The 17,065-nt window shown below is 54.6% G+C and carries 13 protein-coding genes and 1 riboswitch; of the genes, 6 read left to right on the top strand and 7 right to left on the bottom strand.

The window, feature by feature from the left end; genetic code table 11:
• Window positions 1-3: 3 nt before the first annotated feature.
• Window positions 4-1,443, top strand: a complete 1,440-nt coding sequence (locus DYA43_RS05225; protein ID WP_061056381.1) for a sucrose-specific PTS transporter subunit IIBC — start codon at window positions 4-6, stop codon at window positions 1,441-1,443.
• A 53-nt stretch (window positions 1,444-1,496) separates the two neighbouring features.
• On the opposite strand, the gene DYA43_RS05220 is transcribed toward DYA43_RS05225, so the two are convergent.
• The 7 genes from DYA43_RS05220 to DYA43_RS05190 all read right to left on the bottom strand — a co-directional run bounded on the left by DYA43_RS05220 (window position 1,497) and on the right by DYA43_RS05190 (window position 11,190).
• Complete coding sequence (locus DYA43_RS05220; protein ID WP_225869431.1) at window positions 1,497-2,771, bottom strand: sensor histidine kinase; 1,275 nt, start codon at window positions 2,769-2,771, stop codon at window positions 1,497-1,499.
• The gene (locus DYA43_RS05215; RefSeq protein ID WP_047457072.1) at window positions 2,752-3,441 is read right to left on the bottom strand and encodes a response regulator transcription factor; all 690 of its coding nucleotides are present in this window, start codon (window positions 3,439-3,441) and stop codon (window positions 2,752-2,754) included. The genes DYA43_RS05220 and DYA43_RS05215 overlap by 20 nt, the downstream gene beginning before the upstream one ends.
• Before the next feature lie 266 nt (window positions 3,442-3,707).
• The gene (locus DYA43_RS05210; RefSeq protein WP_370446009.1) at window positions 3,708-5,849 is read right to left on the bottom strand and encodes a TonB-dependent siderophore receptor; all 2,142 of its coding nucleotides are present in this window, start codon (window positions 5,847-5,849) and stop codon (window positions 3,708-3,710) included.
• Between the two features lie 109 nt (window positions 5,850-5,958).
• Complete coding sequence (locus DYA43_RS05205) at window positions 5,959-6,828, bottom strand: helix-turn-helix domain-containing protein (RefSeq protein ID WP_020330092.1); 870 nt, start codon at window positions 6,826-6,828, stop codon at window positions 5,959-5,961.
• A 193-nt stretch (window positions 6,829-7,021) separates the two neighbouring features.
• On the bottom strand, window positions 7,022-8,557 hold the full coding sequence (vceB, locus tag DYA43_RS05200) for a multidrug efflux MFS transporter permease subunit VceB (RefSeq protein WP_020330091.1): 1,536 nt from the start codon (window positions 8,555-8,557) through the stop codon (window positions 7,022-7,024).
• A 9-nt stretch (window positions 8,558-8,566) separates the two neighbouring features.
• A complete protein-coding gene (locus DYA43_RS05195) occupies window positions 8,567-9,766 on the bottom strand; it encodes an HlyD family secretion protein (RefSeq protein WP_014204819.1) in 1,200 nt (399 codons plus the stop codon).
• A gap of 26 nt (window positions 9,767-9,792) precedes the next feature.
• Complete coding sequence (locus DYA43_RS05190) at window positions 9,793-11,190, bottom strand: AdeC/AdeK/OprM family multidrug efflux complex outer membrane factor (RefSeq protein WP_267959280.1); 1,398 nt, start codon at window positions 11,188-11,190, stop codon at window positions 9,793-9,795.
• Between the two features lie 162 nt (window positions 11,191-11,352).
• Here DYA43_RS05190 and DYA43_RS05185 point away from each other — a divergent pair, with 162 nt between their 5' ends.
• From DYA43_RS05185 to DYA43_RS05165, 5 genes are all read left to right on the top strand, one after another.
• Window positions 11,353-11,952 (top strand): TetR/AcrR family transcriptional regulator, encoded by a 600-nt coding sequence (locus tag DYA43_RS05185; RefSeq protein WP_020330088.1) that lies wholly within the window; start codon window positions 11,353-11,355, stop codon window positions 11,950-11,952.
• Between the two features lie 135 nt (window positions 11,953-12,087).
• Window positions 12,088-13,647 (top strand): ABC transporter substrate-binding protein, encoded by a 1,560-nt coding sequence (locus DYA43_RS05180; RefSeq protein WP_061056378.1) that lies wholly within the window; start codon window positions 12,088-12,090, stop codon window positions 13,645-13,647.
• Entirely contained in the window at window positions 13,640-14,593 is a 954-nt protein-coding gene (locus tag DYA43_RS05175) for an ABC transporter permease (RefSeq protein WP_014204815.1), read from the top strand. Before DYA43_RS05180 ends, DYA43_RS05175 begins: the two co-directional genes overlap by 8 nt.
• Window positions 14,590-15,378 (top strand): ABC transporter permease, encoded by a 789-nt coding sequence (locus tag DYA43_RS05170; protein ID WP_061056377.1) that lies wholly within the window; start codon window positions 14,590-14,592, stop codon window positions 15,376-15,378. The genes DYA43_RS05175 and DYA43_RS05170 overlap by 4 nt, the downstream gene beginning before the upstream one ends.
• Entirely contained in the window at window positions 15,375-16,757 is a 1,383-nt protein-coding gene (locus DYA43_RS05165) for an ABC transporter ATP-binding protein (RefSeq protein WP_061056376.1), read from the top strand. The genes DYA43_RS05170 and DYA43_RS05165 overlap by 4 nt, the downstream gene beginning before the upstream one ends.
• An 85-nt stretch (window positions 16,758-16,842) precedes the next feature.
• Window positions 16,843-16,961: riboswitch (TPP riboswitch) on the top strand.
• The last annotated feature ends 104 nt before the right edge of the window (window positions 16,962-17,065 follow it).

Here is a 17,065-nt window from a genome sequence, read left to right as displayed (position 1 = left end):
GTTATGGACTATCCAGTCATAGCAAAACAACTTCTCGAGCACTTGGGTGGCAAAGCCAACATCCAGGCGCTGGCACACTGCGCAACACGACTACGTCTGGCAGTGAAAGATGAATCACAGATTGATGAAAGCGCAATCGAAACGCTGGATGGCGTCAAAGGCCAGTTCAAGGTCGCGGGCCAATACCAGATCATTTTTGGCTCAGGTATCGTCAATCAGGTGTATGCCGAAATGGCGAAACTGACCGGCATGGCCGATATGTCGACCAACGATGTCGCCAGCGCTGGCGCGCAAAAACAGAACATCGTGCAGCGCGCGGTAAAAGGCCTATCCGATATTTTCGTGCCTATCATTCCGGCCATCGTTGCGGGCGGTCTGCTCATGGGGCTGTTCAACGTACTGACCGCCAAAGGCTTGTTTATTGATGGTCAATCGCTAATTGATGCCAACCCTGGCCTGGCGGATTTGGCCAGTATGATCAACACCTTCGCCAACGCCCCGTTTGTTTACTTACCCGTTCTGCTGGCGTTCTCTGCGTCACGCAAATTTGGCGGAAACCCGTTCCTTGGCGCGGCGCTGGGTATGCTGATGGTTCACCCGGATCTGCTTAACGGTTGGGGCTTTGGTAGCGCGACCGTGGCTGGCACTGTGCCGACGTGGAATATTCTCGGGCTGGAAATTCAGAAAGTGGGCTATCAAGGCTCGGTTCTGCCAGTGCTGGTTTCGGCCTTCATTTTAGCCAAAGTTGAGCTCGGTCTGCGCAAAGTGATTCCGTCCGTGCTCGATAATCTGCTGACACCGATGCTGGCGATTTTCATCACCGGTTTCCTGACGTTCACCTTAGTTGGCCCAATCACGCGTGATGTCGGCTTTATGCTGGGTGACGGCCTCAACTGGCTGTACGATTCGGCAGGCTTTATCGGCGGCGCGCTGTTTGGTTTTATCTATGCTCCGTTCGTAATTACCGGTATGCACCACAGCTTCATTGCGATTGAAACTCAGCTGCTGGCGGATATCGCAACCACTGGTGGCACCTTCATTTTCCCGATTGCGGCCATGTCTAACGTGGCACAAGGCGCCGCAGCGCTGGCGGTCGGCTTTACCACCAAAGACATCAAGCTCAAAGGCATTGCCGTGCCATCGGGCATTACCGCACTGCTGGGCATTACGGAACCGGCGATGTTTGGTGTGAACCTGAAACTGCGTTACCCGTTCATCGCCGCCATCACAGGTTCTGCGATTGCCAGTGCGTTCATTACTCTGTTTAACGTCAAAGCGCAAGCACTGGGTGCGGCAGGTTTGCCAGGCATCATCTCCATCAACCCGGAGAAAATCGGTTACTACGTGGTGGGCATGGTGATTTCGTTTGCGGTTGCGTTTGGTCTGACTCTGATGTTGGGCATGCGTGAAAAAGCAAAACAAGGCGTTCGCGCTACAGCGTAATATGTGCCCCCTATAACGATTACGCTTTGCCCACTCGATTGAGTGGGCATTTTTTATTGCCAGAGGAAGTTGATCGTTACCTCGCGACCATTGTCGCGTTCAATGGTGTGATACTGCCATTTATAGTGACGAATAATGCGATTGGTCAACTCAAGGCCCAGACCGAAACCGAGTGTATCCTGAGTATTACTGCCACTGTGATCCTGATTGGAAATGGTCACCTGAGCCCCTTGCTGAGTGATGAGAACTTTGCCAAACAGCGTGTGTTGATAGGCATTGCGAATGAGGTTACTCAACACAATGTGACACAGCGTTTTGGGCAGTAAAAACTGACCGGGAGAGAGATGCACTTCCACCTCTACCTCTTTGTTTTGCACCAGATAACTCAGTTCCTGACTGATGTGTTCAACCAATGTACACAGCTCCACTTCACTCAGCGGTGGTTCACTCTCGTTGCCGCGATTGAGCCATAACAGCGTTTCAGTCAGGTCGGTCATTGTAACCCCTGCACGTATTATCCGTTCCACCACTTGTTTCTGCTTGTCCAGGCTGTCCGGTTTATCAAGCAGCTTAGCCAGCAACTCAGCGTTGCTGCGCACCACGGCGATCGGTGTGCGCAGCTCATGACTGGCATGAGCTAGGAACTTCTGTTCACGGCGCAATGAATCTTCCACCGATGACACGCTATTGCGCAGGACATCTGCCAGACGGTTCAACTCGTTGTACTGAAAATCCGGCAGCGGCTCATTGAGCTGCGCAGGGGTCAGGTTTTTCGCCCAGTGGCCCAGTCTCTCCACTGGTTTGGCGACCAGTTGCATCAGAAAATACATACATAACGCAAACAGCGCGATACCCAGCGCGCCGTAGCTCATCAGTTTGACAAAATGGGGCCACTTGCCTTTGGGCATACCATGGTCAATTTTGGCGTGCGTAAAGTCATCCATCACGCGCGAAATGTAGAGTGTTTCGGTCGTGCCCTGATCGTAACGCATCAGAAACAGCGCGCGCTCCGGCACCGAGAACCAGCTCGAACTGTCGACACGTTTGCTAAAGTCGAGATGTTCACCGGGCACGGCAAACACTTCGCGAATCGCGGGTTGTACATCCTGCCAGCGGCGAGCGACCTGAAAGCCGAGAATCATCTTTGGCTTACCGTTCTCCAACTGCGCGTGGCGGCCGATTTCAACCATGGTCATGCGCATGCCGCCATCAAGTCCTTGCTCGAAGTAGTTGGCAGCCAGAGTGGAATAGCTCAGCACCGTGATGGTGCCCATCGCCATTACCGCGCAGGCAAAGAATATTTTCAGGCTACGACGCAGTTTCATCATTGCCCTGCCGTTGTATGGCGAATCCGTAACCGGGAAGAGTGTGAATCAATGGTTCTAATCCCTCTTTGTCTATCTGTTTACGCAGGTTGAACATGTGTACTTTGAGGCTGTTGCTGTCCGGTTGTTCATCACCCCACACATTCAAGGCAATTTTTTCCCGTGATACGCCCGATGGGTATTCACGCATCAGCAATTCGAGAATTTTAATCGCAATCGGTGAGAGTTTGATCTCCTGACCGGCGCGCGTCACTTTGCGCTGCGCCATATCCAGCTCCAGATCGGCGACACGCAATTTCGACACCTGTCCGCTGCGGCGCTTCGCCAACACCTGAATGCGCACCATCAGCTCTTCCATCGCAAACGGCTTGACCAGATAGTCGTCCGCACCATGGCTAAAACCTTGCAGTTTATCGTCCAACGTATCGCGCGCGGTCAGCATCAATACCGGTGTTTCAATTCCGCGCTCACGAATGCGCTCGCATACCACCAAACCTTCTATTTTGGGCAGATTGAGATCGAGCACAATCACGTCGTAGCGATTTGCCATGATCAGGTTGTAGCCAACTTGTCCGTCGGCGGCGAAATCGCATTCGATCTCTTCCAGAGACATATAGTCAATCAAAGCGGTGGCCAGATCGATATCGTCTTCCACCAATAACGCCTTTAACATTCCTTTTTACCTACTGCTGTTACGGATAAGGGCTTTGCTGAATCTTTCGACCTGAAGGTCACTGTGCAAGGCCGAATGGCGCGCGTGACGCTTCATTCTTGCGCTTTGCTTTACATCATAGCGTAACTGAATGATGCCAAAGAAAAAGGCAGGTCAAAGCCGACGAATTTTTTTGTCGTACTCAAGCGTAATGGAACGTGGGTTAAGACCGGGTTAACCGAATGCAAGACGCCCGGTCAAAACCGGGCGCTTGAGATACTGGCAGATTAGAACTGATAACCGAGTTTCAGCTCGATGGTGCGTTCCGCGCCATACCAGCAGTTCATGTTGTTGTAGCAGGTGTAGTACTCCCGATCGAACAGATTACTGGCGATAAGATCCGCACGCGCCCCTTGCAGACGCTCACTCACGCGGCCGAGATCGTAACCCAGTGACAGGTCAACCACGGTGTAATCCGGCACTTTGCCTTGAGTATTGGTCGCGTCCATGTACATTTCACCGACATAGCGCGCGCCGCCGCTCACTCTGCTGCCGCCCAACATCCCTTCATCAACTTGGTAAGTGCTCCATAAGGTGGCGCTGTGTTTGGGTACATAAATCGGCGTAGTCCCTTGCAAACCATTGGTGCTGTCTTTGGTCACTTCGACGTCAGCGTAAGTGTAGCTTGCCGCGATGTCCCAGTTTGGTATCAGCCACCAGCGGCCTTGAACTTCTACGCCTTGTGAGCGCACTTCTCCCACCTGAATATCATCCTGATAGTTAGCCGAGCTTGGGTCCGTCACCACTACATTGTTTTTCACAATGTGGTAGAGCGACACGCTGGCCTGCTTGCTCATGTCCGCCGACTGATATTTCACGCCCACTTCCATCTGCTCGCCTGTTTCCGGCTTGAACGGCTGACCGAACTGACTGTCGGTGCCAGCCACTGGTGAAAAACTGGTGGCGTAGCTGGCAAACGGTGCGAACCCGGAATCAAACTGATACAGCGCGCCAACGCGATAAGAAAACTCGTTGTCGTCGGCTTTGGTGCTGTAACCGGACACCACGCTTTCGCTGGTGTAGTGATCGAAACGCCCGCCGGCAATCAGCACCCAGCGATTCCAGCGCAGTTGATCCTGGAAATAACCGCCAAGCTGTTTGATTGCGATATCGTAGTCGTATGCATACTGCGCCGACACTGTGCTGCTATCGAGCAAATTGTTGTTGGGATTGAACAGGTTAAAGCTGTAAAAATCGCTGTCGGTGGTGGTGTAGGTTTTATACAGCGAGTCGCCTTTCAGGCGTTGGTAATCAACACCGAACAGCAGATTGTGTTCCACGCTGCCCCAGTTGATCACGCCAGACAGTTGGTTATCGACCACCAAACCGTTGTAACTTTCATCGGTGCTGTAAATGTTGCGCGTCAGTACGCCCGTGGTTTCATCAAAACCGCCACTGCTGTGATAGAGGTTTTTCTGGCTCAGCGACGCATCGGTGTAACGCAGGTTCTGTAAGAACGCCCAGTTGTCGGTGAACTGATGCTGCACTTTATAACCCAGCATCAGAATTTCACGCTCGAATGTGCTCCAGTTGGTGTCGCCAGCATAGGTCGAGGAGGACGTTGAACCGTTGGCGTTGGACGTCACGGTGCCCGACGCGGGCAAGGCCGAGTTCATGCCCATCGACGGATCGTTCTGATAATAGAGGTTAAGATTGATCAGCGTTTTGTCGGTGACTTGCCAGTCGAGTGACGGCGCAATCAAATAGCGCTCTTCCTCAGTGCCATCGACCTGACCGTCCTGTTTGCGCGCTTTGGCAATCAAACGGTAAGAGAGTGCATCGCTCAGTGGCCCGGTGGTATCGAGCGTCACCTGCTGCAAATTGCGCGAACCCGTGGAGGCCGACACTTCGGTACTGCGCTGCTTTTGCGGCGCTTTGGCAATCACGTTCACCATGCCGCCCGGAGGCATCGCGCCATACAACACCGATGTTGGCCCTTTGAAGATCTCCAGTTGCTGCATCGCAATCGGGTCAATCTGTGGCTGCAAGTTCCAGCCTTTGAGGTATTGCAGTACCAAGCCGCCGTAATAGCTTTGGTCGACCTGAAAACCACGAATGTAGAAGTTGTCGTACATGGTGACCGAACCGCCTTTGGTTTCCGTCACCACGCCAGGTGCGTAGCGCAGCGCCTGACCAACCGATGGCACACCGCGCTGCTCAAGCAGTTCACCGTCAATCACGGTGATGCCTTGCGGCGTCTCTTCCGGCGCCAGCGCGGTTTTGGTCGCGGTGTTGCGATAAGTCTGACCTAAAATGGTCACCGTTTCCGTTTCTGAGCCACTTGGCTCATCGGCGGCAACACTGGTGGTGGGCATCAAAAGTGACAGGATCGCCAACGCGATCGGCGAAAATGTGGCGTGTGGATTCAAATCCATGATGTTTAACTACCCTGCTTTTCTTTTGTGAGAATAACTATCATTTGTATTTTATGAAAAGTGCAGGTCGAAAAGTTAACAATTTGGAGCATGTTAAGTTTGCTCAGGCAATTTCAACCGGTAGCCAGTATTCCATCTCAGCATTCAAAGCCGTGCCGTCGTAGCCATCGGGGTAACGCTCCAGTTCAAACCCATCCACACCGCGATAGTTCGATTGCGGCAGCCAGTCGAAGATAAACCACGCCAGCGTTTGTGGCAGCAAGGCAATCGGCCCGCGATGTTTCACGACTGCGTAAGTTTGCGCTGGCACAGTGACTGGCTCGCAGCCTGCTAGCGATTGGCCACAGGTTGCCCAATAGATTAGGGGCTGCTCATTGTGAGCGGCAGCAGTCACGTCGATAACGCCGGTCAGTGGCTGCGTGGCTTGATGCTCAATCAGCGGCGAAAACTGCGCCCACAGACTTGGCACCTGCTCAGCAAAATCAGGCTCTGCAGCCAGCAAGCCACGAATCGGCGTCGCAAGGCCATAAAAGGTTTCCGATTCAGCCGATTCGACCCGCAACTGCATCAGTTGCGGCGCTTGGCTTACCTGAGGTGGGCGCTGCGTGGTTTGCAACGGTTTGCGCAGCCCGGTGCGACGACCGAGCTTGCGATAGTCACGCGGGCTTAGCCCAAAATGCTGCCGAAACGCGCGGCTAAAACTGATTTCAGAGCTGAAACCGTTGGCGAGCGCAATATCAATCACCCGCTCTGAGCCGCCAATCAGGTTTTCGGCGGCTTCGCTCAGTTTCAGCTCACGCACGTAGTTAGCCACGGTCAGTCCGGTTTCACTCTGAAATACTCGCTGTAATTGCCAGCGTGACCAACAGCTTTGCTGCGCCAAATCATCCAGCGACAACGGCTGATCCAGATGCGCATGGATGTAGTCCAGCAGTTTGCAAAGGCGATTAAACGATAAAGAAGGACGAGTCATGACAGCAAAACACCTCAAAAACAGAGGGCTTAGTGTCGCACAAACTCGCAGTTAATGAGAAGTATTATCAACTAATAACTCAACAACCGTGAGTTCGATTTAGGTAGGCAAATTAAAAAAGGGGGCTGAAAGCCAGCGAGAGTCCAATTCCTGACAAACAGCCCCGTGGATTAATTCGTTTAATGCATGTTATTTAGTGCGCCGCGGACGGGTCCACCGCGTGTTTCGGTTTCGGCGCAAACCAGATCATGCACGCAGCAACGGCAAAAATTACCGCGATCACAAAGAACAGTTGGTTGGTCGCGACCATCACACTCTGCCCTTGCAGCATCCAGTCCATCGCCGAGCGGGTTTGATCGGCGCTCATGCCCGCGTTTTGCATCGCTTGCGTCGCCACACCTGCTTTGTCGGTCAAGCCCGCCAATTCAGCATGCACGTAGCGCGATTCGTGCTCCCAGGAGGTGTTGATCATCGAGGTGGCAAACGCGCCGGATAAGGTTCGTATGAAGTTCATCAACCCCGCCGCCGATTCCATCTCATGGACTTTGACACTGCCGAGCGCAATCGCCGTCAGCGGCACAAAGAACAGCGGCATACCAATCCCCTGCACGAACATCGGCCAACTGATTTGCTCAAAGGTCATATCAACCGTGTTGAAACTGCGCATAAAGGTCCAGAAACCGAGCCACATCACGCCGACAAACACAAACGGCCGCGGATCATATTTCGACGACAAGTTGGCGATGATCGGTGCAAGAAACACCGCCAGTATGCCCATGGTCGCCGTCGCGTGCCCCGAGATGGTCGCGGTGTAACCCATGTAAATTTGCAGCCACAACGGCGTCAATACCGAGATACTGAAGAAGGCGCCAAACGCCAGTGACAAGGTCACCATGCTCATGGAGTAGCCGCGATGCCGGAACACTTTCAAATCCACCACCGGATTACGCTCGGTCAGCTCCCAAATCAGGAAAGCGACAAAGCCCACCGCGGCAATCACCGCCAGCGTGACAATACGTGACGATTCAAACCAGTCGTGATCTTTACCTTCATCCAGCATCAATTGCAGTGCGGCAACCCACACCACCAGTAGCGCCAAACCGACTTTGTCGATTTTCGAATGGGCAGTTTGAGTTTCAAATTTCTTCAGCAGCTTCCAGCACAAAATCGCCGCCACAATCGCAAAGGGCGTTTTGACGAAGAAGATGTACGGCCAACTGAACTGGTCACACAGTACGCCGCCCAAAATCGGCCCCATGATCGGCGCCACCAAGGTGGTCATCGACCAGATACCAATCGCCGCGTGGCTCTTGTTTTTGGGGAAGATACGAATCATCAGCGTTTGTGACAGCGGCATCAGCGGACCACCAGCAAAGCCGAGGAACACACGGAACATCACCAGCATATTCATGCTGGTCGCCATGCCACACAGCAACGAAAACACACCAAACAGCAGAAAACAGGTAACGAAGACGCGAATCGACCCAAAACGCCGCGCAAGCCATCCGGTTAAGGGAACCGAAATCGCTTCAGCCACCGCATACGAGGTGATCACGTACGTGCCCTGACTGGTTGAAGTGCCTAAGCTGCCAGCAATGTTCGAGACCGACACGTTGGCAATCGTGGTATCCAAAATGGCGAGAAAGTTCGCCATCGCCAGACATAGGGCGCCGAGAAACAGCGCCCCACCTGACAAAGGTTTGATCTCATTGTCAGAGGAATGACTCATGGCTTCACCTTAGCCTTGCTCTGACGCTTTCGCTGCGCGGAACTGAGCAATCGCCTGCTCATTGGTGTCAGCGGAAGTATCCACCGTGACGATCATCGACAAGCCCACTTGCAGCGGATGAGACTGCAAATCTTTCGGGTCGAGTTCAATGCGCACCGGCAGACGCTGCACGACTTTGATCCAGTTACCCGTTGCGTTTTGCGCCGGAATCATCGAGAACGCTGAGCCCGTGCCACCAGAAAATCCTGCGACCACACCGTGATAAGTGACATCGTCACCATATAGATCGGCGGTCAATGTTACTGGCTGCCCCACTTTCACGTTGCGCAGTTCCACTTCTTTGAAGTTGGCATCGACATAAATGTTGTTCACTGGCACCACGGTCATCAGCGGCATACCGACTTGAACACGGCGGCCCACCTGAACCTGACGCTTGGCGATGATGCCGCTAATCGGCGCGCGAATCACGGTGCGTTCCAGATCGATCTGCGCCTGTTCATAACGCGCTTTCGCCAGCAGCACTTCCGGGTTGTTTTCGACCGTGGTGTTATCGGTCAGCGCGGCATTGGCTTTTTGTGAACCAATGGTCGATAGCTTGGTGGCCTGTGCCTGTGCCATCGCCGCTTTCGCCGCATTCAGGTTGGCCTGCGCTTGTTGGAAACCGGTTTTGGCGTTGGTCAGCTCTTCGCCGGACACCGAACCACTGCGCACCAAGTCTTCACGGCGCGCAAGGTCTATCTTAGCGCGCGCAAAATCGGCCTGCGCGGCTTTCAGTTGTGCCTCGGCACGTTGCTCGCTCGCTTCCTGCGCTTCAACCATCGCAGTCAAACCTTCGTCATTGGCGAGATAGCTGCGTACGCGGCGCGTAGCCAGCGCCAAATCCGCTTCCGCCTGGCTGAGCGCCAAACGCGCATCGGTATCGTCGATTTGCACTAACACGTCGCCTTTATTGACGTATTGGGTATCGACCACGCTCACGCTGGCAATGATGCCACCCACCGCCGGGGTCACTTCGGCAATTTCTGCCGCCGCATAGGCGTTGTCGGTCGACACATAGCGTGAACCGATAAAATGCCAGTAGGCGCCGTAACCGCCACCCGCCAGAATGACTGCGGCTGCCAGTGCCAGAAACCCTTTTTTGCGCGACTGCTTGGCTCGCGCAGCATCAAATTCTGTTGTTTCTGTATTGGTATTGTCTGATGAACTCATGGGATAGAAACCTTTTTAAAACCGAATCAAGACTGTGTTGATTGAAAACCGCCGCCCAAGGCATGGATCAGAGCGAGGTCTAAGCTGAACGCACGTGACTGCAAGTTCACCAGCGCTCGTTGATTATTCAATAGCGACTCTTCTGCCACCAGCACGTCAAGGTAAGTAGCGAGACCACCCTGATAACGGTTGCTGGCAATCTGCAACGCGCGCTGCGCCTGCTCGACCGCTTCCTCTGTTTTGGCGATGCGCATATCCAATGCCTTGGTGCTGGTCACCACGTCGGCCACGTCATGCAACGCTTGGGTGAGCGTGGCGTTGTATCCGCCGACCGCTTCCTGATAACTCGCCTGCGCCGACGTCAATTGACCGTCCAATCGGCCGCCGGTAAACAGCGGCAAATAGATAGCCGGACCAATACCGCCCGCGTCGTTGCCGCTGTTAAACAGGTTATCGAGGCCAAACGCCTGATAGCCGATAAACGCAGACAACGTCACATCCGGATAAAACTGCGCTTCGGCAATGCCCACGCGCTGAGCAGCCGCTTCGGCGCGCCAGCGCGCGGCGGTAATGTCGGCGCGATGCCCGAGCAAACCGATACCAGCATCCGTTGGCAATCCGTAACGAGCATTCAGTGCCACCCGGGGTTCCTGAATCGTCAATGCGCGATCCGGCCCTTGACCCGCTAAGGCCGCCAGTGCGTTTTTCTGCAATTGAATCGACTCATTCAGGCCCAGCAATTCCGCTTCAACGCTGGCTGCAATTGCTCTGGCCTGACTGACAGAACCTAAGGTTTCCAGCCCGTTTTCATAACGCTTTTGCAGCAGTTCGACGGTTTTGTTGCGCACATCCAGCGCCGCTTCCACCGTATGTTGGTTAGCATACAGACGCGCCAGTTCGGCATAGGCATTGGCGATAGAGGTGGCGAGCATCAGACGTGCCGATACCCCTTCGGCTTCCGCCGCTGCCAGCTCAGATGTCGCTGCGGCAACTCCCGCTCGGTTCTTACCCCAAAAGTCAAAGTCATACTGGAAGTTAAGAGTTAGCGAACCGTAGTCATTCCAACCGTGCGGTGGCATTGCCGCCTGATATTGGTAACTCACTTTGCTCTCTGTCGCCGACGCGGAAAGCCCGACATTCACCGAACGCGCCGCGCCTGCTTGCTGCGCAATACCTTGCGCATTTTTCATACGCGCCATGGCAATTTGCAACGTCGGCGATTGAGCAAAGGCTTCGTTGATCAATTGATTCAACTGCGCATCCTGATAACGCTCCCACCAATGATCCGATGGCCAGTCCATCTCGGCATGATTGGCAAAGGTTTGTTGCGATTGAAGGTCGGCCGCATCGGCGACCGTGCCCAGTTCACTGCTGTGATTAGGCGTAGAACAGCCCGCCAGAATCAGCGTGCTGAGTAATGTCATGGAGAAATAAGGGACTGTTTTGCGCACTATCCCTTGGCGTTTGGCACTGCTTTTCACATTTGGAAACCTTATAACTAAACCGTACCGTACAGTTATACTCTTGACAGATTTGGATCGTCAAGAGAAACTTATCCACAATTTTCCACGGGAATAGACGAGTTCATGCGAGTAAAAAGCGAAGAAAAAAGACAGGCCATTTTGGAAATTGCGAAAAATTCCTTTACACAGCAAGGATTTGAACAAACCTCCATGTCCCATATTGCCAAGGAACTGGGTGGATCCAAAGCGACGCTCTACAACTACTTCAGCTCTAAGGAAGAGATCTTTTGTGCGGTCATGAAGTCTTCAGCGACCGAACAAATTGCTCAATCTTTCCTCTCTCTTGACCCGAATCGTGAAATTCGCACTTCACTTTTAGAATTTGGTTACAATTTTTTAAGCTCTGTTCTGACGCCGGATGCCATGGCCATTTACCGCATGGCGATTCACGAAGCTGACCGATCATCGATTGGCCGTCACTTTTATGAAAATGGTCCGAAATGTGGTTGGACACACCTGAGCGATTACATCGACAGTCAGGTGAAAAAAGGCACTTTGAAGGCCTGCGATACCTGGATTGCTGCAATGCAGTTCAAAGCATTACTGTCGGCGGAGCACATTGAACCGTTCGCCTTAGGTGCGATTGAAAAACCTAAGCCAGCAGAACTCAAAGCCACCACCCTGCGCGCAGTCGACACCTTCCTGACACTCTATTCCGCCTGATTTTCTCAGCTCAAACCGGCCTGATGCCATGCTCAGGTCGGGATATTATTTCCTGCTAACGTTCAATTTGTACTAGACATGAGAACCATTCTCATGCTGCAATATTGTTATGTTATAACATTTCAGCATGGAATTATGAAAAAGCTATTGATACTCGCTCTGGTGTTGGGCGTGGGCGCGACTCTATTTTGGAAACCTTCTGCCACGACGCACGACACACTCTCTATTTCTGGCCCGTTTGAATTCAACAGTCAGGATCTGTCGAAAGACGGGTTTGTGTTTTCCCGTCTACAAGTGGTGGAATCGTTGGTTGGCATCAACGATGACGCCGAACCTTACCCGCTGTTGGCACAAAGCTGGCAGCAAAGTGATGACGGCCTGAGCTGGACATTCACCCTTCGTCCGAACGTGCATTTCCACGACGGCACACTGCTGAGTGCGCAGGCGGCAGCGCAGTCGCTTAATATCGCGCTCGCCAAACCGGGCGTGATTCGCCAAGTACCGATTCAGTCGATCAGCGCGCTGAACGATCGCGTGGTCATCACGCTGGATCGCCCTTACCGCGCGCTGCCCTCAGTGCTGGCGCACTACTCCACCGCGATTATCGCGCCAAGCTCGATGGACGCCAGCGGCAAAGTGATTCAATTACAAGGCACCGGGCCTTATCAGATTGCAACCCTGCAAGCGCCGCACAAAGCTAAAGTGACACGCTTTGACGCCTATTGGGGTACGCCTGCCCATATCGACACGGTGGAATACCTTGCCGGCCATCGCTCAGAAAGCCGCGCCTTGTTGGCACAAAGTGGTCAAGCCGATTTGGTCTACACCCTCGACCCCATCAGCATCAGCACACTGCAAGCGGCAAAAAATATTGACCTGCATGTGGAATCGATGCCGCGCACGGTGTTGGTCAAACTCAACAACGCGCACCCGTTTCTGAATGACAAAACCGTGCGACAAGCACTGAGTTTGGCTCTGGATCGCGAAGGCATCGCGCAATCGGTGCTCCGCCTGCCAGGCTCTGAAGCCTACCAACTGTTTTCGCCTGCGCTGGGTGCATGGCACATCGCGCAGCGCGATCATCAACCCGGTACCGCTCACGTCAACAATCAGCACGCGGACAAGCTGCAACAAGCGAAAGCGTTGCTGAGCGCACAAGGGTGGCATGCCAATGCGCAAGGGCTGATGCAACGCGACGGCCAGATGTTTCGCGTGCAGTTGGTGACTTACGCGGACCGCCCGGAGCTGCCGCTCATCGCCACCGCGCTGCAAGCCCAATGGCGCGAACTGGGCATTGATGTTCAGATCTCGATTGATAACTCCAGTGCCATTCCAGCCAAGCACCACGACGACAGCTTGGAGATGGCACTCATCGCCCGCAATTTCGGCACCTTGGCCGATCCCCTGCCGCTACTGATGAACGATTTTGCGACCGAAAAAGGCTCCGACTGGGGGCCGATGCACTGGTCATCCAACACCTTTAGCACGTTGCTCGAACAACTGTCTGGCGAAGCCGACCCGGCGCAGTATCGCCAGTTAGCACAGCAAGCCGCCACGGTACTGGCCGACGAAATGCCGCTGATCCCGGTGACCTATTACCGCCAGATTGTCGCGGTCAATCGCCACCTCGACGGCTTCTCATTCGACCCGTTTGAAATCAATTACCGCGTGTCGGAGATGCGTTTCCATGACTAAGATTTTGCTATCCCGTTTGTACCAGGCGCTGTTTGTGGCGTGGTCGGTCGGCACGTTGACCTTCGTGTTGATGCGGCTGATTCCGGGCGACATCGCCTACCGCATTGCCGCAGGACGTTACGGTTATGACTACGTGAACGCCGAAGCTGCGCAAGCGGTGCAGGCAGAATTGGGGCTGGATCGCTCTGGATTTGAGCTGTATTTCAACTGGTTGTGGGACCTGCTGCATTTTAATCTCGGGAATTCTCTGGTCAGCGGTGAGCCGGTGATCGCCGCACTATCGCACCAGTTGGGGCATTCCTTGCTACTGGCTGCGGCCGCGACCGCACTGTCGCTGCTGATCGCCATTCCGGTGGGGCTGTATTGCGGTCGCCGCGCCAATCAGTGGAGCGATCACGCGGCGCTGTTTGGTTCCATCATCATCAAGGCGCAGCCGGTGTTTCTGATTGGTTTGCTGTTGGTGTTGGTGTTTGCACTCCATTTCAACCTGTTCCCCGTTGCCGGGTTTGGCAGCGTCGAATATCTGGTGCTGCCTGCATTGGCACTGGCGCTGAGCATGGCTGCGATGTCGAGTCGAATGATTCGCAACGCGACGCATCAGGTACTGAACTCGCCTTATTTTCAATTCGCGCGCTTAAAAGGGCTGAGCCATCAACAAGCGTTTACCCGTCACGCGCAGCTCAATATTGCGCTGCCGGTAATGGCGTTTGTCGGCATTCAGGCCGTCAGTTTAGTCGAAGGCATTGTGATGATTGAATCGCTGTTCTCTTGGCCGGGCATCGGCCACGCATTGTCGCACGCGATTTTTCGCCGTGATATTCCCATGATTCAAGGGGCGGCGCTGTTGATGGGGCTGCTGTTTGTGGCCATCAACACGCTGGTCGATGTCGCGCAATACTGGCTCGACCCACGTCAGCGTTTGGCGACCAAGGCGGTGATGGCATGAAACAGTTCTCGCGCAGTCAATGGGCAGGCATGAGCATTCTCGCCGCGTTGGTGGTTTTTGCTGCCTTTGAAGCCCTGATTTACCGCGGCGATCCCGCGCAGCAATCCTTGGCGCAAGCCTTTGCCTCGCCCTCATGGCAAGAGCCGCTGGGACGCGATCATTATGGCCGCAGCAACTACGCCCGCTTAGCGAGCGCCGTGAGCACCTCCCTGCTGATGGCGGTAGTGAGCGTGGTCACCTCGGCCGCTTTGGGTTTGCTGGCCGGCGTGACCGCCGCTTGGAAAGGCGGCTGGTGGGATAAATCGCTCTCGTGGTTGGTCAATATGTTACTCGCCATGCCGGGGCTGATTCTGGTGCTGCTGTTTGGCGCCATGGTGCCGGGGTCGTTTTTGATCCTCTATCTCGCCATCTCGTTGATATTGTGGGTGGAATATTTCCGCGTCGTGCGCAGCCGTACTTTGAGCTTGTTGCACTCACCCGAAATCGAAGCCTCGCGTTTGTACGGTTTTGGCGTTTGGTATCAGTTCAAACGCCACCTGTGGCCGGAGCTGCGCACCGACCTGTTTACCCTCGGCTGCTTTGGCGCTGGCAACGCGATTCTGGCGCTGGCCTCCATTGGCTTTTTGTACGTCGGCCTTAAGCCGCCTGCGGCCGAACTCGGTTTGATGATGGTAGAGCTGTTCCGCTATTACCAACAGGCGCCGTGGGTGCTGGTTCAACCGATTGTGGTGGTGTTTTTCTTAGTGATGAGTTTTCACCTGTTGGCGCGAGGGAAGCAGGCATGAGTGTGTTATTGAACGTCGAGCAGTTATCGATTCAAGCCGGTGAGCAAACCTTGGTTGAGCCGCTGTCATTTGAGCTTCGTCGCGGTGAAGCGGTCACGATTTTGGGCGAAACCGGCTCGGGTAAAAGCCTGATGGCCAACGCCATTATCGGCACCTTGCCGGAAACGCTGACCATGCAAGGCGACGTGACGCTATTTGGCGACACGCAGCGCGACCTCAGCCACGACGCTCGCCAACAGCTGTGGGGAAAAAAGCTGGCCGTTTTGCCACAAGAACCGTGGTACGCGCTAAGCCCATTGATGGCGGTGGGCGAACAGGTGCGCGAAGTGCACGAGATGGTCAATGGCGATCCCGCGCAAGCGCACACCCATACCCACGCGGCATTTCAGGGCGTTGAACTGGGTGACGACATGGCGAAATTCCCGCATCAATTATCCGGCGGGATGGCGCAGCGCGTGGCCTATTTGTGCGCGACCCAAGCCGGTGGTGAACTGCTGATTGCCGATGAGCCAACCAAAGGCCTGGACGTCAGCCGCCGCGACCAAATCATCGCGCAGTTGCTGAGCCATAAACAGCGCGGCGCGGTGCTGACCATCACGCACGACATTGAAGTCGCGCAGCAATTGGGCGGCGAAATCATCGTGATGAAAAAAGGCGTGGTGCAAGAGCGAGGGCCTGCGCAACAAGTGATGAGCGCGCCACAATCGGACTACGCCAAAGCGCTGATCGCCGCGGACCCACGTTTCTGGCCAAGCGTATCGCTACCGACAGTTGGTGAGCCGGTGCTGCACGTAGAAAACCTGAGTATGCATTACGGCGATCGCACGCTGTTTGAGCAGCTCAATTTTTCCATTGCGCAGGGCGAAATTCTGGGCATCAGCGGAGACAGCGGATGTGGAAAATCCACGCTGGCGGACATTCTGGTCGGCCTAAAACGCGCCACCGGCGGCACGTTGCGGCACACCACACCGTTTGCGACAGGCGATGTGCTCAAGCTGTATCAGGATCCGCCAAGTGCGCTGCCGAAAAGTGCAACGCTGCACACGCTGCTGAGCGATTTGTGTCAACGCCACACCATCGACCCAACCCGCATTGAGCCGCTGATGGCCAAGCTCAAATTGTCGATGCAGCTGCTGGGACGAAAAGTGACTCAAGTGTCCGGCGGCGAACTGCAACGCTTTGCAATTTTGCGCGCGTTGCTGATGAAACCCAAACTCTTGATTGCCGATGAGCCCACCTCACGCCTCGATCCCGTGACGGCCGCCAGCACATTGCAATTGATGACCACATTGACGCAGGAAATGGGCTGCGCGCTGGTGCTGATCAGCCACGACAAAGTGGCACTGGAGAAAACCTGTCACCACATCATTCGCCTCTAACCTGCCCGTTGCCGCTGATTCCTGCACGTTCAGCGGCAATGTCACACGAACCTAGCTCCGAGCGCCACACATCTGCTATCATCGACGCCTATAGTCGGGGAGCCACAAGGCTGAGATCGCCCCCCACTGCCCTGCGGCAGCGGCGCGAGACCCGTAGAACCTGATTCAGTTAGCACTGACGTAGGGAACTATTTACGTTTCGCGATGCTCCCGCTTTGAAAAGTGGCACTATCACCAAGCGTATGGCTGCCAGCCCGGCAGCCGTTTAGCCACCAGCGGTTGACTTCCACTGTGCTAAACCGGTTCCT

This window comes from Vibrio fluvialis (assembly GCF_900460245.1).
Classification (GTDB): Bacteria; Pseudomonadota; Gammaproteobacteria; order Enterobacterales; family Vibrionaceae; genus Vibrio; species Vibrio fluvialis.
The sequence above is the reverse complement of the archived record's forward strand: the minus strand, read 5'-3'. Positions and strand labels throughout refer to the sequence as shown.